General features: G+C 43.6%; 19 protein-coding genes. 13 read left to right on the top strand and 6 right to left on the bottom strand.

Annotated features, from left to right (window positions below; translation table 11 throughout):
• Positions 1-18 precede the first annotated feature (18 nt).
• The gene (locus AK822_RS05460; protein WP_060490846.1) at positions 19-1,755 is read left to right on the top strand and encodes a 2-oxo acid dehydrogenase subunit E2; all 1,737 of its coding nucleotides are present in this window, start codon (positions 19-21) and stop codon (positions 1,753-1,755) included.
• Positions 1,756-1,965: 210 nt separating this feature from the next.
• On the opposite strand, the gene AK822_RS05465 is transcribed toward AK822_RS05460, so the two are convergent.
• Positions 1,966-2,607, bottom strand: coding sequence for an OmpW/AlkL family protein (locus tag AK822_RS05465; RefSeq protein ID WP_055124235.1), 642 nt, complete (start codon positions 2,605-2,607; stop codon positions 1,966-1,968).
• Between the two features lie 842 nt (positions 2,608-3,449).
• Between AK822_RS05465 and AK822_RS05470 the strand changes: the two genes are divergently transcribed.
• Entirely contained in the window at positions 3,450-4,433 is a 984-nt protein-coding gene (locus AK822_RS05470; protein ID WP_055124234.1) for an ion transporter, read from the top strand.
• Between the two features lie 113 nt (positions 4,434-4,546).
• Here the strand turns inward: AK822_RS05470 and AK822_RS05475 are convergent, their stop codons facing one another.
• The 3 genes from AK822_RS05475 to AK822_RS05485 all read right to left on the bottom strand — a co-directional run bounded on the left by AK822_RS05475 (position 4,547) and on the right by AK822_RS05485 (position 9,411).
• Positions 4,547-5,194 (bottom strand): TerD family protein, encoded by a 648-nt coding sequence (locus tag AK822_RS05475; protein ID WP_060490847.1) that lies wholly within the window; start codon positions 5,192-5,194, stop codon positions 4,547-4,549.
• A gap of 88 nt (positions 5,195-5,282) precedes the next feature.
• Entirely contained in the window at positions 5,283-6,401 is a 1,119-nt protein-coding gene (locus AK822_RS05480) for a helix-turn-helix transcriptional regulator (protein ID WP_060490848.1), read from the bottom strand.
• A 175-nt stretch (positions 6,402-6,576) separates the two neighbouring features.
• Positions 6,577-9,411, bottom strand: a complete 2,835-nt coding sequence (locus AK822_RS05485) for an ATP-binding protein (protein ID WP_060490849.1) — start codon at positions 9,409-9,411, stop codon at positions 6,577-6,579.
• A gap of 392 nt (positions 9,412-9,803) precedes the next feature.
• Between AK822_RS05485 and rsmG the strand changes: the two genes are divergently transcribed.
• From rsmG to AK822_RS05535, 10 genes are all read left to right on the top strand, one after another.
• Entirely contained in the window at positions 9,804-10,520 is a 717-nt protein-coding gene (rsmG, locus tag AK822_RS05490; RefSeq protein ID WP_060490850.1) for a 16S rRNA (guanine(527)-N(7))-methyltransferase RsmG, read from the top strand.
• Positions 10,521-10,745: 225 nt separating this feature from the next.
• Positions 10,746-11,525: a ParA family protein gene (locus AK822_RS05495; protein ID WP_060490851.1), complete on the top strand. Its 780-nt coding sequence runs from the start codon at positions 10,746-10,748 to the stop codon at positions 11,523-11,525.
• Positions 11,526-11,679: 154 nt separating this feature from the next.
• Positions 11,680-12,825 carry a ParB/RepB/Spo0J family partition protein gene (locus tag AK822_RS05500; RefSeq protein ID WP_060490852.1) on the top strand — a complete coding sequence of 382 codons (1,146 nt, stop codon included), beginning with the start codon at positions 11,680-11,682 and terminating at the stop codon, positions 12,823-12,825.
• 85 nt (positions 12,826-12,910) lie between these two features.
• Positions 12,911-13,645 (top strand): MotA/TolQ/ExbB proton channel family protein, encoded by a 735-nt coding sequence (locus tag AK822_RS05505; protein ID WP_060490853.1) that lies wholly within the window; start codon positions 12,911-12,913, stop codon positions 13,643-13,645.
• 86 nt (positions 13,646-13,731) lie between these two features.
• Positions 13,732-14,163, top strand: coding sequence for an ExbD/TolR family protein (locus AK822_RS05510; RefSeq protein ID WP_025651795.1), 432 nt, complete (start codon positions 13,732-13,734; stop codon positions 14,161-14,163).
• A gap of 94 nt (positions 14,164-14,257) precedes the next feature.
• Positions 14,258-16,045: a lipid A export permease/ATP-binding protein MsbA gene (msbA, locus tag AK822_RS05515; protein WP_060490854.1), complete on the top strand. Its 1,788-nt coding sequence runs from the start codon at positions 14,258-14,260 to the stop codon at positions 16,043-16,045.
• Positions 16,046-16,131: 86 nt separating this feature from the next.
• Positions 16,132-17,265 (top strand): tetraacyldisaccharide 4'-kinase, encoded by a 1,134-nt coding sequence (gene lpxK / locus AK822_RS05520; RefSeq protein WP_060490855.1) that lies wholly within the window; start codon positions 16,132-16,134, stop codon positions 17,263-17,265.
• A gap of 37 nt (positions 17,266-17,302) precedes the next feature.
• Positions 17,303-18,112 (top strand): 3-deoxy-manno-octulosonate cytidylyltransferase, encoded by an 810-nt coding sequence (kdsB, locus tag AK822_RS05525; protein ID WP_060490856.1) that lies wholly within the window; start codon positions 17,303-17,305, stop codon positions 18,110-18,112.
• An 89-nt stretch (positions 18,113-18,201) separates the two neighbouring features.
• Positions 18,202-19,338: a DNA polymerase III subunit delta' gene (locus AK822_RS05530; RefSeq protein WP_060490857.1), complete on the top strand. Its 1,137-nt coding sequence runs from the start codon at positions 18,202-18,204 to the stop codon at positions 19,336-19,338.
• A gap of 55 nt (positions 19,339-19,393) precedes the next feature.
• Positions 19,394-19,741, top strand: a complete 348-nt coding sequence (locus AK822_RS05535) for a PilZ domain-containing protein (protein ID WP_060490858.1) — start codon at positions 19,394-19,396, stop codon at positions 19,739-19,741.
• 300 nt (positions 19,742-20,041) lie between these two features.
• Here the strand turns inward: AK822_RS05535 and ppk2 are convergent, their stop codons facing one another.
• Complete coding sequence (gene ppk2 / locus AK822_RS05540) at positions 20,042-21,055, bottom strand: polyphosphate kinase 2 (RefSeq protein WP_228139068.1); 1,014 nt, start codon at positions 21,053-21,055, stop codon at positions 20,042-20,044.
• Between the two features lie 248 nt (positions 21,056-21,303).
• On the bottom strand, positions 21,304-22,863 hold the full coding sequence (locus AK822_RS05545; RefSeq protein WP_060490859.1) for an acetyl-CoA C-acetyltransferase: 1,560 nt from the start codon (positions 22,861-22,863) through the stop codon (positions 21,304-21,306).
• 577 nt (positions 22,864-23,440) lie between these two features.
• Between AK822_RS05545 and AK822_RS05550 the strand changes: the two genes are divergently transcribed.
• Positions 23,441-24,841, top strand: coding sequence for a 3-oxoacyl-ACP reductase (locus tag AK822_RS05550; protein ID WP_060490860.1), 1,401 nt, complete (start codon positions 23,441-23,443; stop codon positions 24,839-24,841).
• Positions 24,842-25,000 lie beyond the last annotated feature (159 nt).

Consider the following 25,000-nt stretch of genomic DNA (forward strand, 5'->3'; position numbering starts at 1 on the left):
AAGACTAGGAGATAAATCATGGATATTAAAGCCCCCGATTTGGGTGTTGATAGCGCCGAAGTCAGCGAAATTATGGTAGAAGTGGGTGATGTCATCGCAAAAGATGACAACATCATTCTATTAGAATCTGACAAAGCCTCAGTTGAAGTACCAAGTTCCGCTGCTGGCACAGTCACCAAAATCAGCGTTGCTGTTGGTGATCAGGTCAGTGAAGGTATGGTACTGATTGAGCTTGAAAGTGAAGCAGACAATGCAGAAAGCAATGTAGACACTAAAGAAAATAGCGCTGCTGACGAGAAGCAAAAGGCAGATGAAACGGCTGCTAAACCAGAAACAAAACCTGAGCCTGCGGCAACTGAATCAGCCTCGTCTGACGCTAATGACAAGCCTGCGTCTAACGCTGGTAAATCGACCACTCATGCATTGCCAGATTTAGGTGTTGATGAAGCGCAAGTTTCTGAAATCATGGTCAGTGTTGGTGACATCGTGACTGCAGATCAATCAATCCTATTGATTGAATCTGACAAAGCATCGGTAGAAGTACCCGCACCAGTCGCTGGTAAGATTGAAAAAATCTTAGTTCAGACTGGTGATATGGTTGCTAATGGTCAAGACTTTATCGTTATCATGAGTAGTGGTGCAGATGCTGCTGATACAAGTGAGTCTACATCAGATAGCGCTGAGCCAAAGCCTTCAGCACCAGCCAAATCAGAAGAAAAAGCTGCTGCTAAAACAACGGGTGAGCCAAAACAGTCAGAAAAATCTACAACGCCTAATGCGGTCGCTAGTAAGCAAGCTGACAAGTTGACTGAAGCACAGGTCAATGAAAAGTTGGTTGACGTATATGCAGGTCCAGCCGTACGTAAGCTGGCGCGTCAGTTAGGTGTCGATATCACCCAAGTGAATGGTTCGGCGCTAAATGATCGCATTCTAAAAGAAGACTTGTTTGCGCATGTTAAAGAAAGCTTAAGCACTCAAAAAACGGCACCTGCCAGTGGCAATGTAGCCAGCGCTAGCCTGCCAAGCTTACCTGACATGAGTAACGTTGAGATTTGGGGTGAAACAACAACCCAAGACCTTAGCCGTCTACAAAAAGTCTCGATACCGCAGCTCAACTACAATACCTTGTTGCCACAAGTGACCCAGTTTGATTTGTCTGATATCACTGAGACAGAAAAACTGCGTGGCGAGCTAAAAGGTAGCATGAAAGCTGAAGGTATCGGCTTCACGATTTTAGCGTTCGTGGTCAAAGCGACGGCCTATGCCTTAACGCAGCATCCACGTTTTAACAGTCATTTAAATGATGACAATACGCAAGTTATCTTGCGTAAAAGTGTCAATATGGGCATCGCGGTGGCAACGGATGATGGTCTCATCGTACCTGTTATCAAGAATGTACAGGATAAAGGCTTGAAGCAAATCGCCATTGAAATTGGTGAGCTTGCGGTAAAAGCGCGTGACAAAAAACTCACTACTAAAGATTTGCAAGGCGCAAGCTTTACCATATCAAGCCAAGGTAACTTGGGTGGTACTGCCTTTACGCCATTAGTAAATTGGCCTCAAGTGGGTATTTTAGGTGTGTCTGAGGCAAGCATGCAGCCACGTTGGGATGCTAAGAAGCAAAGCTTTGAGCCGCGTCTCATGTTGCCATTATCATTGTCTTACGATCACCGTGTGATTAATGGCGCAGATGCTGCCGTATTTACCCGCTATATCGCAACATTGCTGGCTGATCCGCGCCGTATTTTGCTGTAAGAATCGTTTGTACTAAAAGGATCTGAAAAAAGACTGTCTTAGTATAGTCTTTTTTTATGATTAAAATTTGATATTAATAGTCACCAGATTTTTAGCGGTTAATGACTGTAGCACAATCGTTTTTATCTATAATAGTTGTTGCTTAAACTTTAGATACAAAAAAGCCGGCGATTAAGCCAGCTTTTTTTATTCACATTACTTTATGTTATATTAGAAAGTCTTAACAAAAGCAACGCCATATACCCAAGGGCTGATGTCAACTTCACCAAGGTCAATGGTCTCACCATTAGCTTTTACGCTGGCGTCTGTTTTGATGTCCATATAGCGAGCATCAATACGGAAGTATTCAGTTGGGGCAAAAGGTATGTCAAGACCGATGTGACCAGCAACGCCGACGCTATCATCAAGTTCTAATTTTTCGAAAGCATCGCTATAGATTTTTTCTTTAAAGAAAGTCGTATAGTTCACACCAACACCAACAAATGGCTTCACATTCATAGGCATGTTGTAGCCATCGAAGTGATATTGTACCGATAGAGTCGGTGGCAAATGCTGAGTTTTAGCATCGATAGTAGCATCGCCAGCAGTTAAGGTAATGTCATGATGGAATGGTGTAGCCGCTAGTAATTCAATACCAATGTTATTGGCAACGAAATATTCGCCGCTAATGGTTGGTTGAACATCACTGTCTACGTCGACACCAATAGTGCCATCTGCCAGTGTACCGTTATCGCTCTTTGGGTCAACCATGTGAGCACCAGCAGCGACAGACCAAGTACCAGCTGGTACAGCAAATGCTGTGGTCATAGTAAGTGCAGCAGCAGTGGCTAAAACTAGGGATTGTAGTTTCATCATTTGATTCCTTAACGTGATAGAAGATTATCGGTGGCTATCTAACGAGGGATGACATTAGGTACCGATACACAATGTTATGATTATTGACTAACCTGTAACATTACAACGCCATTATAATACAAAACCATATTTACTGTAAGGTTTTAAACGCATATTAATGGCTTTTATGGCATAAATTTACCGTTAAAGGTATATTTGTCGAGGTAATTAAAAATTACTTAGGACAGTTAGCATTTTTGAAGCAAGACTTAGATCCCTTCATGCTGATGTTATACAGAGGTATGGCATTAGAATTTGGTCGATAGTCAATGGTGCTAAACTCTCGCTGATATTTTTAGAATATTAAAATGTCAAAAGCTTAGAGTCGGTAATGATAGTCTCATTACTTTTCGAATGAATAATGAGAGTGGGAAAAGAGGGGTAATATATTATGCTTGGCTATTGTAGTAATTCTCCTCTACGCTGCACAAATGCACGTTCTGTGACGATATTGGATCGGATGGACTCTTGCTGTCCTGAATGCAACTTATTTTTGCTGCCTGCTCAAGATATCAGTCAGCAATTACGCGCTGACGAACGATTCTTACGCTTCGCTATCATCGCCATTGTGCTGGTGCTAATTTTGTTTGCCTACATGTACTATTTAAATTTAGTATAATCACCGATCATGCTTCATAATAAATAAGACAGTCCTGTCACTAGTAATGCTTTAAGAGCACTATATCGCTAAGTAGTGATGGGTATGAAATACTGATAGTGACCGAGCATTAATGTCATATTCTGTGATGACTGCTTTATTATACTAATATAAGACCGGTGTTTCACCGCATAGGGACGGCATGCTATTCCAATCTATACGGCGCTTGCGTCTTTTCGTTTACGATATTCTGCAAAATGATGAGCACGATACGCTGTTTAGCCGTTGCGTTGACTACTTTTTAATATTTTTAATCATGACCAATGTAGCAGCGGTTATTGCTGAGTCGGTTGACAGTTGGTATTACCCTTATCAAGAGTATTTTACTTGGTTTGAAAATTTCTCTATCGTGGTGTTTTCTATTGAGTATTTGCTGCGTTTGTGGAGTGTGGCCGAGGAAAAACCAGATGGCACCACTTGGCGTCAGCGCTGGGAGTGGTTGAAAAGTCCTTCTGCGTTGATTGATTTAGTCGCTATTGCGCCAGCTTTCCTGAATTTCTTTGTTACGATTGATTTACGCTTCTTACGTATATTACGTTTATTCCGAATTCTCAAACTGACCCGCTATTTTGCTTCGTTACGCATCTTATTGGTGGTCATCAGCAAAGAAAAAGGCTCATTCCAAGCGGTTATTTTTATTTTAATAATTATGATTGTGACGGCATCTAGTGGCATTTACTTGGTTGAAAACCACGCCCAGCCAGAAGAGTTTGAGTCGATACCTAAAGCGATGTGGTGGGCGGTGGTGACGCTAACGACGGTGGGCTATGGCGATGTTACGCCGATTACCAATGCGGGTAAAATATTGGGTGCGGTTATTACCATATTAGGTGTGGGTCTGGCGGCATTACCTGCAGGTATTTTAGCGACTGGTTTGGCAAATGAGCTTGCTCAGCGCCGTGAAGAGCTTGAACAAGACTTTCGAGCGCAGCTGATTGATAGCGATTTTGATTTGGTGAAAAATCAGATGATGATCGATAAAATTCGCCGTGAGCTGGGACTGGATAAAGAGCAGGCGCAAAATATCGTATTGCAGGTATTACGCGAACAAGAGCTTGAGCGCCGCGAAAGAGAAGTGGAAGAACGACAAAAGAACTTTTGCCCACATTGCGGTGAGCCACTGTAAGTCTTTTATAGTAATTATTTTAGGTTTCAAAAAATGGGTGTTTAACAAAAGGGTGCAATGTTATCAGAACGTTGCACCCTTTTTATTAGCAATAAACGGATATTTTATGGTATTTAGATAGCTTGTGGAATGGGTAGCGCCCGGGCCAATTCATGGGCGACTTGCTGCGCCGCCGTTGCTAAATCTTCGGCAGGAAGGGGTAAGTTTTGCAGTGTGAGATGCCAATCATCCACTTCTCGGCGTAAATGTGCCACCCACAGCGTCGTACAATCACGTGGCAGTTGCTTTAGATTGACTTCAAAGCATCGATTGCCCTCATCATCGCTTAGATGAATCTCGCCTTTTTTGACTCTTGAAAACGGATGACCGTGGTAAGAGTTGGCTATCATAGCAATGTGGGTGACATGTGCTGGGATTTTATCTAAGTAAAGCCTGATTTGCTCTTGGTCAAGAGGTGCCAAATACATCGCTTGTTCGCCGCGATCTTTGCCATTGAGACTGTCGCCTTGATGTTTCACTGATTCCGCTTTATCGCGCAATTTTTTGAACCAAACGATATCACTGATGGTGCAATTGTCGTCATATAGTACGCAAGCCAAATCAATATCAATAGCGCTCTGGTTTTTTTTAAAGCGCTTAAACATGCCTTTTGGCTCAATCTTGGTAAATTCATAGTTTAGCGCAAAAAATAAGGTTCCCGCGTCTAAGCCCAGTCCTCTTAAACTGTCTGACAGTAATGGCAATGAGGCAGTGGTCGGCATAACATTCCTTATCTATTTTCGTTCTTTATTTTTAAATAGTGGTAATCGTCTGAATACGGTTAAATTTGAGCGTCATTACCCGCAGTTATTATTTATGATCAAAAAACTTATCCAATACGGCTTGATGTAACAATGCTGGTTTGGCATTCAATAAACCATTGCCAAAACCACGTAACCACCAAACCAGTTGTGAAGTTAGGTTGACAGTGGCTTGAATGGTCAGCGTGTCATCATCCAACGTAACAGTTTGATCGTCACTGAGCTTGCTTTCAGTCAGGCTTTTGCCCGCTTGTTTGGTGAATTGTAGCTCAATAGCGGTGTTTTTGCCATGATTAGGCAGCTCACCGAATAAGGGGTGGCTAAAGCCCATACCACCCGCATCCAAATAAGTATCGAGTTGGAAACTCTCAGGTGTTTGTGCGGCGCTTTCAAGAATATCAACGCTAGTAAATCGATGTAGGGCAAAGGTACGAATGGTAAAGTTTGGATCATCAGTACGAGTTGCCAGCAGATAAATAATCACACCGCGCTGGATAATAGCGATGGGATTCAAAAGATATTCACTGGCCTGTGATTTATTGCTGCGGGTATAGCTGGCTTTGATTTGTAATTGATAAAATAGCGCATGGTAAATATTGTCTTTGCTATCCAAGTCAATATGCGGCGCGATTAGTGGCTGAGTGGCAGGCTCGATACGCACTCTGTCGATCCATGAATGGGTGACTTTACTGTTTTTTAGCTGCCGCCTTGCCAAGTCAAACCACGGGAATAATTCATCTAAAATAACAGGTGGTAGTAGCTGAGTTAGATTGGCTTCAACCATATTAAAGGCGACTGCTTGCGATAGATTCATGTGCGGTAAGCTTTGGAGTGGCGCGTCATCACGCCAGCGCCAGCCTTGCGGGTTGGCGTTGTTTTTTTCTATGGGAAAGCGTTTTGCCAGCGCATTTAAGTCGCGCTGGACAGTGCGCAGGCTGATGTCAAAGCCTGCCATCATCAGTTGCTCGTAGATATGGGTTGTGCCCACCCAGCGGTTGCGCTGTAGTTGCGATAATACTTGCCACTGGCGCGCTGTCGTCGCCGCGCCATGGCGATTATCGTTGTTATCTCCTGAGACATGACTGTCCGCTGCCGCTACAGTATTAGCTTGCTCAACAGAGTTCGTTTGAGCATGAGAGTGGTCGGCGTCAGTAGAATGTACAGTCATTAAGCGATAACCTTTATGAAATTACGAGTTGGCTTTTGTATAGCTTAGCGGAGTATTAACCATTCATCATCGCAGAAAAGCATCGTAGCGTCTAGGGCATGTCTTCAATTAGCACACTGACTTATTGATTGGTTTTGGCACGGCTAAATTTCACTATAAATCAGCTTATATGGCGTCAATGCGTGTTTTGGTGGCATATATTATCAATACCTTGATTGATGCCTTGATCATCATTTATAACGACTTCGTTGTGCTCCGCCTTGTCTTTACATTTTTCTTTTTTTCTCTTGTCCCGTTTTTTTTGACGTTTTGCTTTCTGCTTCTTTTTATCTTTCTTTTTGGATTTTTTATCATCAATACCATCGTCATTGTTATCTTGATTTTCATCCCATAACATCAGACGACTTAAGACTTTACCAAACAACGTGTCTTTACGATAGCGACCTTTCTTGTTCATGGTATCGATAGGTAAACCAGTCATCAGCGTCAATGCTTCGCTCAGTGTATAGACACCATAAATATGAAATTCGTTCGCCTTAACGGCAGCAATGATGTCGTCACGCAGCATGAGCTGTTTGACATTGGCCATTGGAATGACCACGCCTTGCTGCCCAGTCAATTCTTGCTCGCGGCATGCATCAAAGAATCCGGCGATTTTAGAATTGATGCCACCAACCGCTTGCACTTCGCCCAATTGGTTCATAGAGCCAGTAATGGCAAATGACTGGTCAATCGGGACGTTTGCTAAGGCAGATAGCAGCGCACAGCCTTCGCTGACGGTGGCACTATCACCATCGATATGGGCGTAGCTTTGTTCAAAAGCGAGCGAGGCGCTAAAGTTGAGCGCATGATGTTGGCTAAATAAGGCGCGCAAATAGCTGGTCATAATCAGCATGCCTTTGGCGTGTAAACTACCGCCCAAATCTACATCACGCTCGATATCGAGAATCTCACCCGTACCGATATTTGGTTGAATGACGGCAGTCAGGCGGGCGGGCATGCCAAACTCGCTATCGGCATAGCTGACCACTGTCAGCGCATTGACTTGTCCAACAGCGCTGCCTTGAGTTTGAATAAGCTGCTGACCGTTTTTTAGCTCATCCCAATAGAGGTCACGCAGGTATCCTGAACGCTCGTCCATATCATCGATGGCTTGTGTGACATGATAGGCGTTAACAATGTTTTTTCCGCTTAAATGCGCGTGGCGGTTAGACTCATGCAACAGCTTGATTAATAAATCACTGTGCAAGCTTAAGCGGTCTTGGTCTTCTGCTTGTAAGCTTAAATGCTCAAGTAGGGCAGCTTGCGCGCTACGATCAAACGGATAGAGATTGGCATAGTCAATGATATCAGCCATTTTCGCGACTAACGCCAATTCGTGCTCACTGCTGCGAGGCACATCATCGTGAAAATCCGCACGTACTTTAAATACCGCATCAAACTCAGGTTCAAGCTCTAACAGCTCATAATATAAGTCTGCTTCACCAAGCAAAATCACTTTAACATCAAGGTCAATGGGGGCAGGTGCTAACGATAAGCTGCCTGTTAAGGTCAGCATTTGTTCAAGGCTTGAGAGTTTGATTTTGCGTGATTGTAGCGCCCGCTTAAGACCCTGCCAAGCATACGGATGCTCAAGTAAGTGACTCGCTTCTAATAGTAAATAACCACCATTGGCACGGTGTAGAGCACCCGCTCGAATCATACTGACATCAGTGGTGACCGTGCCCAATTGGGTGATTTGCTCGACATGACCCAACAAGTTCAAATGCGTTGGCAAGTCCTCAAAGATGACGGGTGCACCGTCGTCCGGCGTGTGACTGACAATGACGTTGACCGCATAGCGACTTGGGGTTGTGGCTAAAACTGCTGTCACAAACTCTTCGTCATCGCCATTGACGATGCGCTCGACATGCGTAACCATGTCGGCAAATACGGTCTTGAGATAATCAATGACCAGCGGGTGACTGGCAAATTGCTCATAAACAGGGGCAAATAAAGGTTGCAGTGCACGACGTGCAATATTGCGATGCAGGGCTTCTATCGCATCATTGGCTTCGTCCTCTAACTGCTCTAACGCGATGGTCAACTGACTTAAGCGTTTTTGCATATGGTTTTTTTGAACAAAGTTATTTAACTCAGCTTCGTATTCACTATTGCCGTATTCAGTATTGTTTTCATTCTGCTCTGCATTCGTAGGATCGTTATACTCGGTGTTAGAAATGCTCGCTTTGCTACTATTATCGCTCACGGATTTACTTTCATGGCTAGCAGATAATTTATGATCACCACCACTAGTTTCTGTCGCGAGTTGACTGGGATGTACAAACACCGCTTTATTATCAAAGGAGCGAAACGTCAACGCCAAATCATATTGTTTGCCTTCTGCATTGAGCACATCATAAGCCTGACTTTCTTTTTGATGCGTGTCATTTTTGATGGCTTCGATTTTGCTTTGATATTGGTCACTACGAAAGCGTTGGCTCAATCGTTTTTTGGCTTGTTGCCATAATTGATTGACTTGCTGCTGCAATAAGGAGGCTTGCCCCGCAGGTAGTCGCAAGGCTAGTGGAGTGCGTGGATCGGTGAAATTATGCACATATACCCAGTCGTCAGGTGTGGGTGCGTCGGCGGCAATGCGCGTTAGCAAGCGGCTGATGACGGTGCGTTTGCCCAAGCCATTTTCACCAGCAGCAAACACATGATAGCCACTGGCTTTGATATCTAAAGCTGTTTGTAAGGCTTTTAGTGCACGCTGCTGACCAAAGCCAACGTCTAGATCTGGTGCCGTGCGAGTATCCGAGGGCAATTCATCAGGGTCGCTATAGCGTTTTAGTTGCTCAGCCGTGACAAGGCAGCGCTGCTTGATATCAATAAAGCATGGATGCGGTGCATTCGGTGTTGCTGATTTGGTGCTTTTTAATTCAATGATGGGTGTTGCCATATTATTAGCGTCTTTTTTATTAGCGTCTCTTGATAATTGAGAGGTAGGGATGTGTGGCTGTTTGGTCATAGGTATAAATTATATCGTTTGTGGAAAGTGGCGTGGTTATTAAGTGCTATTAAGTGCCATTAAGTGCTATTAAGTGTTATTAAGTTTACTAATGAGCGCTAATACTTGGTTTTTTCTAGTTAATTTGCATCGTTCATAAAAACATTTTACAAGATAAAACGGTGTTTTAAATAAATCATTAAAAGCAGTTTTGTATCATTAGCAGGCTCTGTTAAAAACACCTATATAAGCAATCATTCATCATCCATTTAACGTGATTAAAGAACAATAACGCCTCAATATAGGCTCAGATAGTATAAGATGTCTCACATTGGCGCAATCTGCAACTATTCAATGGGCAGACTGCATGATAAAATAGACGGTTCACATGTCAAAACTGGATAACTCGTTGTATGTCAGACTTTACTAAAACATCTTCATCTTCTGCTCACACGGGCAATATCCGTATTGATCCGACTGGCTTTGTAAAGCTTGGCGCACAGTTGCCAGCGCTGGCGAATACCTTGGCACAAGCAGTCAATGAGCTCAAGTTATCCTTGAGTGAGACGCAGCAGCGCACATTATTATTGTACTTAGACCAGCTTTTGTTGTGGAATAAAGCGTATAATCTGACCGCCATCACTGATCCAGAAGAGGCATTGATCAAACATATAATTGATTGTTTGGCTATTATAACGCATTTACCGTCAGGGTCACTGTTAGATATTGGCACAGGAGCAGGGATGCCAGCGGTTATTATTGCGATTTGTCAGCCAGAGCGTCAATGCACCGCACTTGATAGTAATCAGAAAAAAATTCGTTTTATTAAGCAAATCAGCAGCGAGCTTGGCTTGAATAATATGCAGCCAATTGCTTCTCGTATCGAGGCGCATGAAGCCAGCTATGACGTTGTGACTTCTAGAGCCTTTGCCAGTTTGATCGATTTTGTCGAAGTGGCTCAGCCGCGCTTAGCAGATAACGGTTACCTATGCGCGATGAAAGGCAAAGCGCCAAGCGATGAAGAACTACAAGCACTAGACAATGACTGGCATATTAAGACGATTAAGCTTAAAGTGCCTCGTTTACATGATAGTCGTCATTTAATTGAATTGTCCTATAAAAATGTCTAAGCTATGAACACCTTTTAAGTGATACGTGTCGGTGACACATGGTTTTGTTGATATCTGAATGGCAAGATATTCAAAATATGGTGATACAGATAGTGCTAATTGTATAGAGATACTCGTACTGTTTACACTTATGAGTATGATGCTATGCAAAGTTTAGCGAAAAATTGATTGTGTAAGCCAAAAGTAAAATAACAGTAATAGACCCTAATTAAATTGAGTGAGTGTATGGAAATCATAGCAATTGCGAATCAAAAAGGCGGCGTGGGCAAAACCACGACGGCAGTAAATTTGACCGCCAGCTTGGCTGCGAAGCGCAAGCATGTACTGCTGATTGACTTAGACCCACAGGGTAATGCGACCAGTGGTACGGGTGTCGATAAGAATGAATTGGCACTGACAATAGCGGACGTGCTATTGGACGGGGTGTCGTTATCTGATGCTATTGTTACCAGTCCGGCGGGGTTTGATGTGATCGGTGCCAATCGTGATTTGGCTGGCATGGATATTACCTTGATGAATAAGACCGATAGCCATGAGCTGTTTAAGACAGCAATGGTGGCATTGGTCAATGATCAGATAGCTGCTAAAAAACCTGCTTACGATTATGTGGTTATAGACTGTGCACCCAGCTTGAATTTGCTGACGATTAATGCGTTAGTTGCTACAGACAGCGTTATTATTCCCATGCAGTGCGAATATTATGCATTAGAAGGCTTGGCTGATTTGTCGCAGACGATAGAGCGCTTGACGGAATTGAATCCAAAGCTATATATCCGCGGTGTGGTGAGAACATTATTTGATGCACGCAATACACTGGCTCGGGATGTGTCTGCCGAGCTAGAAGCACACTTTGGCGATATTATGTATAAAACCCATATTCCAAGAAATATTCGCTTGGCAGAAGCACCAGCGCATGGTTTGCCAGTTATCGCTTACGAGAGATGGTCAAAAGGTGCGCGCGCTTATCAAAAATTGGCGGCTGAAGTCATGAAACAAAGTGACTAATATACATGTATGCATGTATGCATGTTTTTTAGCACCAACGATAGACTGTAAGCACAAGCGACCAAACAGATATTGACCATTGAATATCGTATTTATGAGTAAGCTGTATTAATAATTATTTGGCTTTTATTTTAGCGTTAGAGGATAGGTAATCATGGCGAAGAAAAGAGGGTTGGCTGCCAATCGAGGCTTAGATGCCTTATTGGGGTCAATCAAAAAAGAAAAGCAAATCACCGCCTCTGCCTTGCAAGACGATATGGCGGCGCGTGAGAGTACTTTGCCAGCTGAAACGCTAAACGCTGATAGATTAAATATTAGCAAGACTGCTCAATCTGATAGTAATGAGACCAGTGAAAAACCAACGACCAAAGCTATCGCCTCTGACACCACTACCAGCAGTCGAACCACACGGTCGCCGCGCACGATAAACAAAGGTACGGCTAATAAGAATCGTGTTAATGGAACAGATACTAGTGCCTCTGAAGACCAGATCAGCTTGGTGCAAATAGATGTCACGCGTTTGCAAGCGGGTAAGTATCAGCCGCGCCGTGATATGAGTGAAACGGCGCTTGCAGAGCTGGCTTCTTCGATTGAGCAGCATGGCGTTATGCAACCGATCGTTATCCGTCCGTTATTGGCCAATGAAGACAAGAGTGAAGCATTCGTTACCCATGAGATCATTGCTGGCGAGCGCCGCTGGCGTGCGGCAAAAATGGCAGGAAAATCTGTCATTCCAGCGATTGAACGTGCTTTATCTGATGAGCTTGCCATCGCACTGGCCTTGATTGAAAATATCCAGCGTGAGGACTTGTCCGTGATTGAGCAAGCCGCTGCATTACAACGCTTTCATACTGAATTTGGTATGAGTCATGCGATGATTGCCGAAGTCGTTGGCAAGGCGCGCACCACCGTATCGAACCTGCTGCGTCTCAATCAGCTGCATGATACAGTCAAAGATCATTTGGCAAATAGTGCCCTAGATATGGGTCATGCGCGCACGCTCTTGGCATTATCTTCTGAGCAGCAGCCGATTATCGCGCAAAAAATTATCGACGGCGGTATGACGGTACGCGATGCTGAAAAGTTGGTTAAATCGATCTTGCAGCCTGCACCGAAAGCCAATCGTGCTGAGCAAACGCAATCTCGTGAGGTTGAGCGCTTGACGCAAAGACTGACAGATATGTTAGGGGCTGAAGTCAAACTCAAACACAAAAAAGATGGTCAAGGTAGTGTTGAGATATTTTTCCATAACCAAGATCAGTTAGCAGCTTTGATTAAGCACATAGAAGCACAGGCTTGATATCGCTAACGAGTTTGTCATGATGCTGTAAATTTAAGATATTTTGATAGCCGCTATTTTTATAAAAATATAAAAGAGAGTCACTATGTGGGAGTTGGTAAAAGCGGGTGGTTGGTTGATGACACCTATCGTGGTGTGCTCAATATTGGCATTGGTTATCATCATCGAGCGTAGTCATACTTTACAGTTTAATAAAGTTGCTCCGAGTAGATTGCGCGAACAGCTAATCACGCGCTTACGTGAGAATGGGGATATTGGTCGTACACAGTTGATGAATGTCAAAGAAAAAACACCTTTGGGAGATATTTTAGCGACAGGGCTGCTGTATCGTCAATATGGCTTAGACTCGATGACGATGCATATGCAAAACCGCGCTAGCGTACAAGTGCATCAGTTAGAAAAAAACATCAATATGCTTGGGACCATAGGAGCGATTGCGCCACTACTCGGTTTGTTAGGCACGGTGTTAGGCATTATTTCGTCATTTTTGGCGATTACCGATGGGGCGATGCAAGACCCAACGATGCTTGCTGCTGGTGTGTCACAAGCGTTGATTACGACTGCTGCTGGTATGATCGTGGCTATTCCAGCACTGGTTGCCTATCGTTATTTTCAGCGCCGTATTATCGATATTAATGCCCAGTTTGAGACGCAAGCGGGGCTAATGATTCAAGAGTTGTATGATTATCATTTGCTGGAAAATACGTCTACTGCTGGCTTGAATGTGCCTGCACATCGTGCGCCATCGGCTGACGTTGTAGATACTGAGTATGCAGTGGATGGATTAAGCTCGAATAATGGTGTTGCCGTCACTTCTTAGTATTTATTTCTTAGTATTTGTGACTGTTCAGCACGCCTTAATAATCCATCAAGCACATGAGTATTCAGTAAATTAAAGAGAGTGATATGCGCTTTAGAAAACCGACTGTTGAGCCGCTCGAAATTAACTTAACCCCGATGATTGATTGCTTGTTGTTTTTGATAGTGTTTTTGCTGCTGGCAACGTCGTTTAATCATTTTAGCCGTTTAAATATTATTCTTCCTGAAGCTGAAGGTGTCGCGCTGACAGAAGAGAAAAATAGTATCGAAGTGGCAGTACAAGAAGATGGCAGTTATCTGGTGAACGGTATTACGCTTGCCAGTAGCAATGAGGCAGAGTTGACCAGCATGCTACAACAAGAAGCAGGCAGTAATCGTGACATGCTATTTGTTATTGCTGCGGATGCCAATGCCACCCATCAATCGGTTGTGCGAGTGATGGACATTGCGGGTAAACTGGGATTTTTGAACCTTAATATCAGTACGGTCGTGCCACTTGGTCAGCCGTTACCGCAGTAGCCTATAGCTACTTTAGTGCCATTGATAGATGCTCTTATAAAACTGCGATTTTAACGCAGTCCATTCATGTTATGACCCCCAAATTGAGGCTTTTATGAGCCAAGCATATCAACCTGACTCTGCAAAAATTGCTGCTAAAAAACTATCAGCAGAGCCGTCAAACATACCTAAGCATAAGACCTTGCTGCGTTTGTTGAGTTATTTAAAACCATACTGGTGGGCATTAATGCTTACTGTGTTGGGCTTTGCGATTAATGCGGCGACAGAGATTTGGATTGCCAAATTACTTCAATACATCACCGATGCCATTAATCAGAACGATCAAAGCAAACAGGATTTATTTCCATTATTGATCATTGGTCTGTTTTTTGTCCGCGGTGTTGGTAGCTTTTTGGGTAATTATTATTCTGCTCTGGTCTCACGTAATTTGGTATATGAGCTGCGAGTGGAAGTCTTTAATAAATTGCTTCGTCTGCCAAGCTCTTTTTACTTAGCCAATCCTGCTGGTACCATTTCATCCAAGCTGATATTTGATGTTGAGCAAGTCACCGCAGCTAGTACAGACTCTATGAAGACGCTATTGCGTGATGGTCTGACAGTCGTCGCTTTGATAGGTTTCTTGCTTTATAGCAATTGGCGTTTGACGTTGATTTTATTCGTTGTGCTACCGCCAATATTGTGGCTTATTCGCATCGCCTCAAAGCGTTATCTAAAGTTGTCTAAGGGTATTCAAGAGACGATGGGTGATGTCAGCCATATTACCAATGAAGTGATTGGTGGCTATCAGGTTGTCAAAAACTATGGCGGTCAAGCATACGAAGCCGCACGCTTCGATAAAACATCGAAAAAGAACTTACGCCAAGGCATGAAGGTCGTGGTGACCAACAGTATCAATACGCCAGCAGTACAGCTGCTAATGGCTGTCGCCATGTCAGTTGTGGTGTGGCTCGCACTACGCCCATCGGTGATAGACAATATCTCAGCGGGTGAGTTTATCTCATATATCGCCGCTGCAGGTTTGCTCAGCAAGCCGGTACGCTCATTGACTGATATTAATCAAAAACTGCAAAAAGGTATCGCGGCAGGCGAGTCGATTTTTGCCTTGTTAGATGAGCCAGAAGAAAAAGACACTGGTGTGCTTAGCCCTGCTCTGACGGGCGAAATCAAGCTGGATAATGTCAGTCTGATTTATCCTGACTCAACGGTCGCTTTGCGTGACTTTACGTTAGATGTAAGAGCGGGTGAGACGATTGCATTGGTAGGGCGAAGTGGTGCTGGTAAGTCATCTTTAGTAAATTTACTGACGCGCACCTTATCGACCTCTTCTGGGCAAATTACCTTGGATAGTATACCGATTGAAGACATTAAGCTTGAGAGCTTACGGGCGCAGATTGCGATGGTCAATCAACAAGTAGTTCTGTTCAATACCACGGTATTTAACAATATTGCTTATGGTGGCTTAGCCAATAAAACCCAGGCTGAGGTTGAGCGCGCCGCAAAAGATGCCTTTGCTCATGATTTTATTATGAAAATGCCAAACGGTTATCAAAGTGAAATCGGTGCTGAAGGTTTGCAGCTGTCTGGCGGGCAGCGTCAGCGCTTATCGATTGCTCGTGCGCTATTAAAAGATGCGCCGATTTTAATTTTAGATGAAGCAACCAGTGCGTTAGACAATGAATCAGAGTATTACATTCAGCAAGCGCTTGATAATGTGATGAAAGATCGTACCACATTAGTCATTGCACATCGACTGACCACCATTGAATCAGCCGATCGTATCGCTGTGTTAGACAGCGGTCAAATCGTCGAATTAGGCACGCACGATGAGCTTATGCAATTGCAAGGTCATTATGCGCAAATGTATGAACGCGACTTTGAATAAAGTTATTGGATTATTCTTCGAGCAGCTTTGACGTTCAAATCGTGCTAAGTTAAAGTTTAGCTGAATAGGTAAGTGGTCAAATTATCATGAGTATTGAAACGACAGTGACGCGTGCCTGGCAACGTCAAGCCGCTTGGCTATGGCTATTGCTACCTATTAGTTGGTTGTACGGACTTATCACCACGCTGCGTCGTCAAGCTTATAAAGCTGGGCTGTTAGCAAGTTATCGTGCGCCTGTTCCCGTTATGGTGATCGGCAATATTAGCGTGGGCGGTAGTGGCAAAACACCATTGATTATTGCCTTGGTTGATTATCTACAAGAACGCGGAATAAAGGTAGGGGTCATCAGCCGTGGTTACGGTGGCGATATCAGTCAAATGCCCGCTTTGGTCGATGCCGCCAGTTTGCCCAACGTGGTAGGGGATGAGCCTTGTTTGATTGTCAATATGACAAATGCACCCATGGCAGTATGTCCTGATCGTAAGCAAGCGATTATGACCTTGTTAGCTGCTCATCCTGACTTGCAATTCATTATTGCCGACGATGGCTTGCAGCATTATGCACTGCAACGTGACATTGAATGGATTGTGGTCGATTCAGCACGGGGCTTTGGTAATCAGCAACTCCTGCCAACAGGTTTTTTACGTGAACCCATGTCGCGGTTGCAGGGTGCAACTGTCATCTACCATGAACCACTAACAACAGATTCAGTGGACAATAACAAAGATAATAGCAATCTGTACCGAGCCCATCGTCTGACAATGCACTTAGAGGCGGATGCTCTGCAACTCTTATGGCAACCTACTTTATCTTATTCTCAAATTGATGCACCTAAAAAGGGTTGTAGAGTGCATGCGGTGAGCGGTATTGGTTATCCGCAGCGGTTCTTTGATACTTTAAGTTCGCTAGGTTTCGATGTCGTTGGACATGCTTATCCTGATCATTATGATTTTGAGTTGGTGGAATTATTGCAGTATACCGAATATCCAATCGTAGTAACCAGTAAAGATGCGGTAAAAATAAGAGCGTTGCTATCGAAAGCCACTACTGATAAAGCGTTAAATAATGAATATCAAACGCTGATAAACAGACTATGGGTACTGCCAGTAACCGCCAAACTCTCTGACAGCTGTTATGATAATCTGCAGCAGCAGCTAAAAAAGCTAGGTATTGATATCGAAAACAATAACAATAACAGTACCAAAGCAAATAATAGATGATGCTTTAAACCGTATAAAAATTGCTATAGGAAACCCCATGTCGTCAGTGATTATGCCCGCCAAAACTCACATTGTTATCCCTGCTCGTTTTAAAAGCACAAGGCTGCCCGGCAAGCCATTACTAGAGATACATGGTAAGCCGATGATTCTTTGGGTTGCTGAAAAGGCGCAAACAGCGCACTTCGCTGATGATATGTGTATTGCCACGGATGATGACGATATTGCCAAGGTATGCACGGATGCAGGGTTTGATGTGGTAATGACCAGTAGCGAGCATGCTTCAGGCACTGATCGTTTGGCAGAAGTTGCCGCTATCAAAGGATGGGCTGACCATGATATCGTGGTCAACATGCAAGGCGATGAACCGTTAGTGCCACCGTTGTTATTGGAGCAGGTAAAGGCGCTTTTGGTCGCAGACAGTGATAGCGTGATGGCGACTTTGTGTGAGCCTATCGACGACTATGAGACCTTTATGCGTTCATCAGTGGTCAAGGTTGTCAGTCAACACGCTAATGACTTGCAACGTGCGCTTTATTTTAGCCGAGCGCCCATTCCTTGTGATCGTGATGTCGTATTGTCCAATGATGGTGATAGAAACCCACCAAAAAATGCTTATCGTCATTTAGGGTTATATGCTTATCGCGTCCGTTTATTACAGCAGTTTGTGCATTGGCCGCAAACGCCACTTGAGACACTTGAAAGCCTAGAGCAGTTACGCGTTTTAGAAAATGGCGCGCAGATTGCTATTGCAGTTGCCGCTTGTCATCTACCTGCAGGGGTCGATACCCAAGAAGATTTAGACCGCTTAAATGCCATGAGTTTGACTGAATTTCAGAGCCCCATTTGATAAATAGCCTAAGCAAAAAAATATTTCATCTAAGGCGTCATGAATACGCTATATCCTGAATAATCAAGCGAAGTTATAGGACGTTAGCTATGAGTGATAAGACGCAAAATACAGGCACAATGGATACTACAGACTACATATATTTTGCCGCGTTATTGCCATGGCAGCAAAATCTATGGTCGCAATTGACCAAGCGAGTTTTGACATCACAGCAATCTTTGCCACATGCACTATTAGCTGCTGGTATGCAGGGTATGGGCAAACGGGCTTTTGTATGGCGCTTGGTCGCTTGGTTGTTATGCCGTGAGCGTGATAGCCATCCCACAGGGGCTTGCGGCGCCTGTGAAAGTTGCCAATGGCTAAGATCTGGCACGCATCCAAGTTTACAGGTATTGCCACTGATCAGTATGCCAATCAGTGCAGACAATACTGATAATAAAGAGAAATTAAGTAACGCTGCAAAGGATAAAAAATCATCCAAAACAGCCAATAACAGTGCTCTTAAGATTAAAGTGGATGATATCCGTAACTTGCAGCCTTTTATCTACCAAGGTGGTCAAGGAATGCGTATCTGTGTGTTAGATCATGCAGAGCAAATGACGATTGCCGCGGCCAACGCGCTACTCAAAACCTTAGAAGAACCACAAGCTCAAGTCCATTTATTTTTGATCAGTGATACTCCAGCACAATTACTGCCCACCATTAAAAGTCGGGTGCAGCAGTTGCCATTACAGACCATTCAGCCTGTGATCGCCGTTGACTATGTGACACAGGCACTTGGCTCTACGGTCAATCGTGAAGCGGTCGGAACGGCTGCGATTGAGCAGCTTATCCAATTGGCAAATGGCGCACCTTTGGCAGCGATAGCCATGGCACAAGCGCCATGGTATAGCAAACGTGCGCTATGGTTGACGACGTGGCAGGCATTGCGTAGTGGTAAACGTAGTAGTGTGGCAGCCAGTGACTATTGGCAAAACCAACTGAGTATCACGGAATTTATTCAGCTGTCTGAGCTGATGCTACTTGATATGCGCCGTATTTGCTTAGGGCTTAATGAGCTTCAAAAAGACGTCAATCTATCCGCTGCCTTAGAAAAGTATCCACCTGATAATAATGGCCTAGCACTTTTTTCTAATAGCTTACAGCAGACAAAAATCGCTCTGCAACAAAATGTGCAAGAAAAATTTGCCTATGATAAGCTAATGCAAGAATTGGCTTGTTTATAAGAAAATCTGCCTCAATAGCAAATAAAAATACCAAACTTAATGAAGGAAGCTGACTATGGCCATGCCAGGACGCGGCGGGATATTAACCTGCCACATTGAAAATATCGAAATGTTATATGCCAGCTACTTGTCCTTTGTCAGTAATGGCGCATTATTTGTGCCATCCAATGACGTTCAGCAGCTAGGTAACGAGGTATTTATCGCTATCACTTTACCCAATTCTAGCGAGCGTTTGCCTATGAATGGCAAAGTGGTTTGGATTAATGCCAAAACGCAAGGTGGTCGACCGGCAGGTTTTGCGGTACAGATTGGAACTGATATTGCAGGTCAAAGAATTAAAAACGAAGTTGAGCGATTATTGGCGGGTAAAATAGATGGTTTGCAGTCCACCTATACCATGTAATTATTTATTGTACTTGTAATGGTTTTGATGAGTGTTAGACGACTATTATTAAATAAACAGTATAAAAAAAGCCACCTTATATATCGATAAGGTGGCTTTTTTTATGAGCATAAGACTAGGGCGTGTCTTCATGTTAAAAATGGTGATAAAAATTGCCGTCAAACAATGAAGGTAATGCCAATAATATCGAGATATCAATAAGCTATTTGACGATGCTTGGCAAAATGTAGCCATTATTAAATAATTTAGAGGACAATCGATTGAACTGAGGACACACCCTAAGTAAAGTCACCATATCTTTTAATAGCGCGGTGGCACATACATATCATCTGGAATAGGCTCACGGTAGTATTCGTCATCACGTTTACGATCGGGTAATTCTACTTCATCACGTGGCACTTCTTTATAAGGAATTTGTTCGAGTAGATGAGCAATACAGTTTAGCCTTGCGCGTTTTTTATTGTTACCTTCAACCACCCACCAAGGTGCTTCAGGGATATGCGTTCGCTCAAACATGGTCTCTTTTGCCTTGGTATAGTCTTCCCAACGGCGGCGTGACTGTAAGTCCATGGCTGAGAGCTTCCATTGCTTGAGCGGGTCATGAATACGGCTCATAAAGCGTGAATGCTGCTCATCATCAGTGATCGAAAACCAGTACTTCACCAAGCGAATACCTGAGCGGACTAGCATACGTTCAAACTCAGGCACCGACTGAAAAAATTCTTCATACTGTGCATCGGTACAAAAACCCATCACACGCTCAACCCCCACACGGTTATACCAACTGCGGTCAAACAGAACAATTTCACCAGCAGCAGGCAAATGGGCGACATAACGCTGAAAATACCATTGTGATTGCTCACGTTCTGTCGGTGCAGGTAGGGCAGCCACTCGACACACACGAGGGTTTAAACGCTGCGTGATACGCTTGATAGCGCCACCTTTACCCGCCGAGTCACGACCCTCAAATATGACAACGATACGCTCACCGCGATCAACGACCCAGTCTTGCAACTTAATAAGCTCGCGCTGTAGCCTTACCAACTCTTGAAAGTACATACGACGATCAAGTCTTTCTTGCTCACTCATTTCGCGCCCATCAAAACGAAAGTCACGCACATAATCATCTATCTCATTTTCTAGCTCTTCATCATAAGTATCGATGAGGTCTTCGTGCATCTTACGACGCAACTGATCATTAAAAACCTCTTTGTCCATACGCTCGATAAAACTGTGTTGCTCAGGTGAGCTAAGTTCCTGACGCTCTTGTGGCGTAAGGGATTTGGGATTGATGGACGAAGGTATCTTACCCATAAAAAACTCCTAATCAGTGTTGTTATGATTTTTATTGGTTATCCTCTTACTTTAGCATAACTACCGATAGAGCTATGCGTTGGCTACGTTTCATTATTGTGTTGTTAGCAAGACCATGACTAATATCCAGTTTTGAGTAGTGAATGGGCATAAAAAAGCACCCTCTAATCCATCGATTAAAGAGTGCTTTAAAGTATTCGTGCTAACTATTGACTGGTAATAGCAATCAAATAATAGCAGTCAAAGAGTTATTTCTCTAAGATACAAGTCACGCCCTGACCACCAGCTGCACAGATAGAGATTAGTGCACGACCTGAGCCTTTTTGATCCAATAGCTTCGCTGCAGTGGCTAGGATACGACCGCCCGTTGCGGCAAATGGATGACCCGCAGCTAACGACGAGCCATTAACGTTTAGCTTGCTACGATCGATAGAGCCTAGAGGTGCATCTAGTCCTAGACGCTCTTCACAGAATTTTTCATCTTCCCAAGCAGCTAGTGTTGATAACACTTGTGATGCAAAGGCTTCATGGATTTCATAAAAATCGAAATCTTGTAGTGTTAGACCTGCACGCTCAAGCATACGCGGTACGGCATAAGCAGGTGCCATTAATAGGCCTTCTGTGGTGCCAGATTTACCAATGAAATCAACGGCGGCCGTTTCTTGATGAACGATATAAGCCAATGGCTTAAGACCACGCTCTTTTGCCCACTCATCGGTTCCCAATAGGACACAAGAGGCACCATCCGTTAATGGGGTAGAGTTGGCTGCTGTCATCGTTGGGTTGGCGTTCTTTTTACCAAACACAGGCTTTAATTTAGCCAGTTTTTCCAAAGTGGTATCAGGGCGCAAGTTGTTATCGCGCGTCAGACCTTTGTATGGAGTAATAAGGTCATCAAAGAACCCTTCATCATAAGCGCGCGCTAGGTTTTGATGACTGTTAAAAGCAAGCTCATCTTGTGCTTCGCGGCTGATATTCCACTCAAGTGTGGTGATGGCTTGATGGTCGCCCATTGATAGACCAGTGCGTGGTTCACCGTTTTGTGGCGAATCGATTAAGTCTTTTGGATTTAGCCCCATTAACGCTTTTAGGCGTTGTTTGTTGTCTTTAGCCGCGCCCAGTTTGATCAGTACTTTACGTAGACCATCACCAATCGCGATCGGTGCATCAGAGGTCGTGTCTACGCCGCCAGTGATGGCTGAGTCGATAAGACCCAGTGCGATTTTATTGGCAGAAGCAAAAGTCGCTTGCAAGCCAGTACCGCAAGCTTGTGAGATATCATAAGTTGGCGTATGTGGATTGAGCGCTGTGTTAAGCGTGGCTTCGCGAGTTAGGTTGATGTCACGGCTTAGTTTCATGACGGCACCAGATACCACTTCACCCAACACTTCGTCTTGTAGATTATAGCGTTCAATCAAGCCATCTAATGCAGCTGTCAACATGTCGGTGTTGCTAACGTCAGCGTATGAACCGTTCGAGCGTGCAAATGGAATACGGTTGCCACCTAAGATAGCCACACGATTTTGACCAGCAACGGCTTTGGTTTTGCTGGTTTTTTTGGCAGCAGATGCTGGCTTTTTCGTAGTAGAAGCTGGTGATTTATCATTCGCTTCTGTGGTGCTAGAAGACTCTTTATTACTAGAAGACTCTTCATTAGACGTGTCTGTAGCTGTCGTGCTTTTAGCTTTTTTAACAGCCGTTTCTGTTTTGGCGCTGTCTGATTTATTATCAGTAGATTTTGACGCACTGGCTTTTACCACTGTACTTTCAACAACAGGGCTATCAGGGTGATTGTTTTTATTACTCATAATATTATCCTTAAAAAATATGGGCAGAAGAAAAGAGGTTAACAATAGTAAAACTAATAATAAAAATGATTACATTAAAAAATTCAATAATCGAGAATAAACAAGAAGCAAATATTATCACTTATTACGCAGCATAACTGTTTATGATAAGACGTTTTTACGACTTTACTGTATATCTTTGGCAAACTATGTGACGCTTATCTAAGGTCGGTATCAGCTTTAAAAGACATCAATATGACTTTCGTAGACTGGCTAGTATCGATTATTGGCATTGCATAACGATAGATTTGATAATATATTGTTATCGATAATTGCATTTGCTATAACTTATAGGTCTGATTTTAGCACAATGTGGTGATTTTTAAATCCAGAAAAAGTGACCGTCTTGTATACTGAGTTGTTTACAGATTGTTGTAGACATTATCGGTTTTTGGACTTGTTTAAGATGGCAGTGTATAGTTAGGCCAGCTTTAGACTCATTTACTAAATATCAATAATTATGAGGTTATTGAGTCTATATAATAGGCACATTACATTTATTACTATTATTCTAACCGTTCGTTATAGGGATTATATTATGTCAGACCGTTATGGTGATTTTGTTCAGTCTTCTATTGGCAAAAAAGTGGCCAAAAATTTGGGTCTACCGTTACCTGTTACCCTTGATCGCTTCGAAAGCGGTGAGCCTTTAGTACGTGGTAGCGTATTGGTTGGTCGTGCTAATGGCGATGATAAAAGCGTCAGTGAGTCTATTGCTCGAATTTTGTCAGACGTACATGCTGATGTTTATGTAAACAGCAGTGATGATATCAAAGATGCCCTTGCTGATGCAGGCGTCGAAGCAAAAGCCAATACGGGCGGCGATGATAAATTTAAAGTTTTGTTGTTTGATGCCAGCAATATTAGCAATGCCGATCAATTAAAAGAAGTGTATGAGTTCTTCCATACTGTGGCTCGTCGTGTAGAGAAGTCTGGTCGCGTCATTATCATTGGCCGCACACCAGAGAATATCACTGACATTGATACAGCTTTGGCTCAGCGTGCGCTTGAAGGCTTTGTAAAGTCTGTCGGTAAAGAGTTCAAACGCGGTATTACTGCACAGCTTATTTATGTGGAAGACGGCGCAGAGCAAAATCTAGATTCGACTTTACGCTTTTTCACCTCAGCTCGTTCAGCTTATGTCTCAGGACAAGTCGTACGCGTTAGTAAAGGCAGTAATGTTGATGTCGATTGGACACAGCCTCTTGGCGGTAAAACCATGCTGGTAACTGGCGCAAGCCGCGGTATTGGTGAAGCAATTGCTCGTGTATTGGCTCGCGAAGGCGCTCACGTTATCTGCCTTGATGTACCGCAGCAGCAAGCAGACCTACAAAAAGTCGCTAGCGAAATTAGTGGCTCAGTATTGACCGTCGACATCACCAGTGATGACGCTGGTAAGCAAATCGCCGAAGCTGCACAAAAGCGTGGCGGATTAGATTCAATCATCCATAATGCTGGCGTCACTCGTGATAAGACATTGGCAAACATGGACGAGAAAAAGTGGGACATGGTTATCGATATTAACCTAGGTAGTATTGCTAGGCTGAACCGCTATTTACTAGACAACGACGTATTAAAAGACAATGCACGTATCGTTTGTGTGTCATCGATTTCAGGTATCGCTGGCAACTTGGGTCAAACCAACTATGCCACCTCTAAAGCAGGGGTGATTGGATTGGTGAATGCCACTGCCAAGCAGTTAGAAGACAACGCCAAAGGCATGACGATCAACGCCGTTGCTCCAGGGTTTATTGAAACGCAAATGACCGAAGCCATTCCATTTGCTATTCGTGAAGCGGGTCGCCGTATGAACTCTATGAGCCAAGGCGGCTTGCCAGTAGACGTGGCTGAGACCATCGCATGGTTTGCATCACCTGCTTCTGGTGGCTTAAATGGCAACATCGTTCGCGTTTGTGGTCAAAGCTTATTGGGTGCTTAATATCACTTTATAAGTAAGTGTCAATTATAAGTAAGTGTAGATGATGATTTAGATTATGATAAATAGCTGATATTAATCAGTATTTTCAATTTTCCTCACATATGCTTACGAAAAAATTGCTCATAAATCGTAATAAAGCTGCCCAAGGGTGGCTTTTTT

Source organism: Psychrobacter sp. P11F6 (genome assembly GCF_001435295.1).
Lineage (GTDB): Bacteria > Pseudomonadota > Gammaproteobacteria > Pseudomonadales > Moraxellaceae > Psychrobacter.

Excerpts from the sequence above, each read along its gene's own strand:
- AK822_RS05470 (WP_055124234.1), top strand. The coding sequence starts at position 3,450 with ATGCTATTCCAATCTATACGGCGCTTGCGTCTTTTCGTTTACGATATT.
- AK822_RS05510 (WP_025651795.1), top strand. The coding sequence starts at position 13,732 with ATGCGCTTTAGAAAACCGACTGTTGAGCCGCTCGAAATTAACTTAACC.
- AK822_RS05495 (WP_060490851.1), top strand. The coding sequence starts at position 10,746 with ATGGAAATCATAGCAATTGCGAATCAAAAAGGCGGCGTGGGCAAAACC.
- AK822_RS05485 (WP_060490849.1), bottom strand. The coding sequence starts at position 9,411 with ATGACCAAACAGCCACACATCCCTACCTCTCAATTATCAAGAGACGCT.
- AK822_RS05465 (WP_055124235.1), bottom strand. The coding sequence starts at position 2,607 with ATGAAACTACAATCCCTAGTTTTAGCCACTGCTGCTGCACTTACTATG.
- AK822_RS05475 (WP_060490847.1), bottom strand. The coding sequence starts at position 5,194 with ATGCCGACCACTGCCTCATTGCCATTACTGTCAGACAGTTTAAGAGGA.
- AK822_RS05460 (WP_060490846.1), top strand. The coding sequence starts at position 19 with ATGGATATTAAAGCCCCCGATTTGGGTGTTGATAGCGCCGAAGTCAGC.
- AK822_RS05505 (WP_060490853.1), top strand. The coding sequence starts at position 12,911 with ATGTGGGAGTTGGTAAAAGCGGGTGGTTGGTTGATGACACCTATCGTG.
- AK822_RS05550 (WP_060490860.1), top strand. The coding sequence starts at position 23,441 with ATGTCAGACCGTTATGGTGATTTTGTTCAGTCTTCTATTGGCAAAAAA.
- AK822_RS05530 (WP_060490857.1), top strand. The coding sequence starts at position 18,202 with ATGAGTGATAAGACGCAAAATACAGGCACAATGGATACTACAGACTAC.
- ppk2 (WP_228139068.1), bottom strand. The coding sequence starts at position 21,055 with ATGGGTAAGATACCTTCGTCCATCAATCCCAAATCCCTTACGCCACAA.
- AK822_RS05500 (WP_060490852.1), top strand. The coding sequence starts at position 11,680 with ATGGCGAAGAAAAGAGGGTTGGCTGCCAATCGAGGCTTAGATGCCTTA.
- AK822_RS05545 (WP_060490859.1), bottom strand. The coding sequence starts at position 22,863 with ATGAGTAATAAAAACAATCACCCTGATAGCCCTGTTGTTGAAAGTACA.
- lpxK (WP_060490855.1), top strand. The coding sequence starts at position 16,132 with ATGAGTATTGAAACGACAGTGACGCGTGCCTGGCAACGTCAAGCCGCT.
- AK822_RS05480 (WP_060490848.1), bottom strand. The coding sequence starts at position 6,401 with ATGACTGTACATTCTACTGACGCCGACCACTCTCATGCTCAAACGAAC.
- kdsB (WP_060490856.1), top strand. The coding sequence starts at position 17,303 with ATGTCGTCAGTGATTATGCCCGCCAAAACTCACATTGTTATCCCTGCT.
- msbA (WP_060490854.1), top strand. The coding sequence starts at position 14,258 with ATGAGCCAAGCATATCAACCTGACTCTGCAAAAATTGCTGCTAAAAAA.
- AK822_RS05535 (WP_060490858.1), top strand. The coding sequence starts at position 19,394 with ATGGCCATGCCAGGACGCGGCGGGATATTAACCTGCCACATTGAAAAT.
- rsmG (WP_060490850.1), top strand. The coding sequence starts at position 9,804 with ATGTCAGACTTTACTAAAACATCTTCATCTTCTGCTCACACGGGCAAT.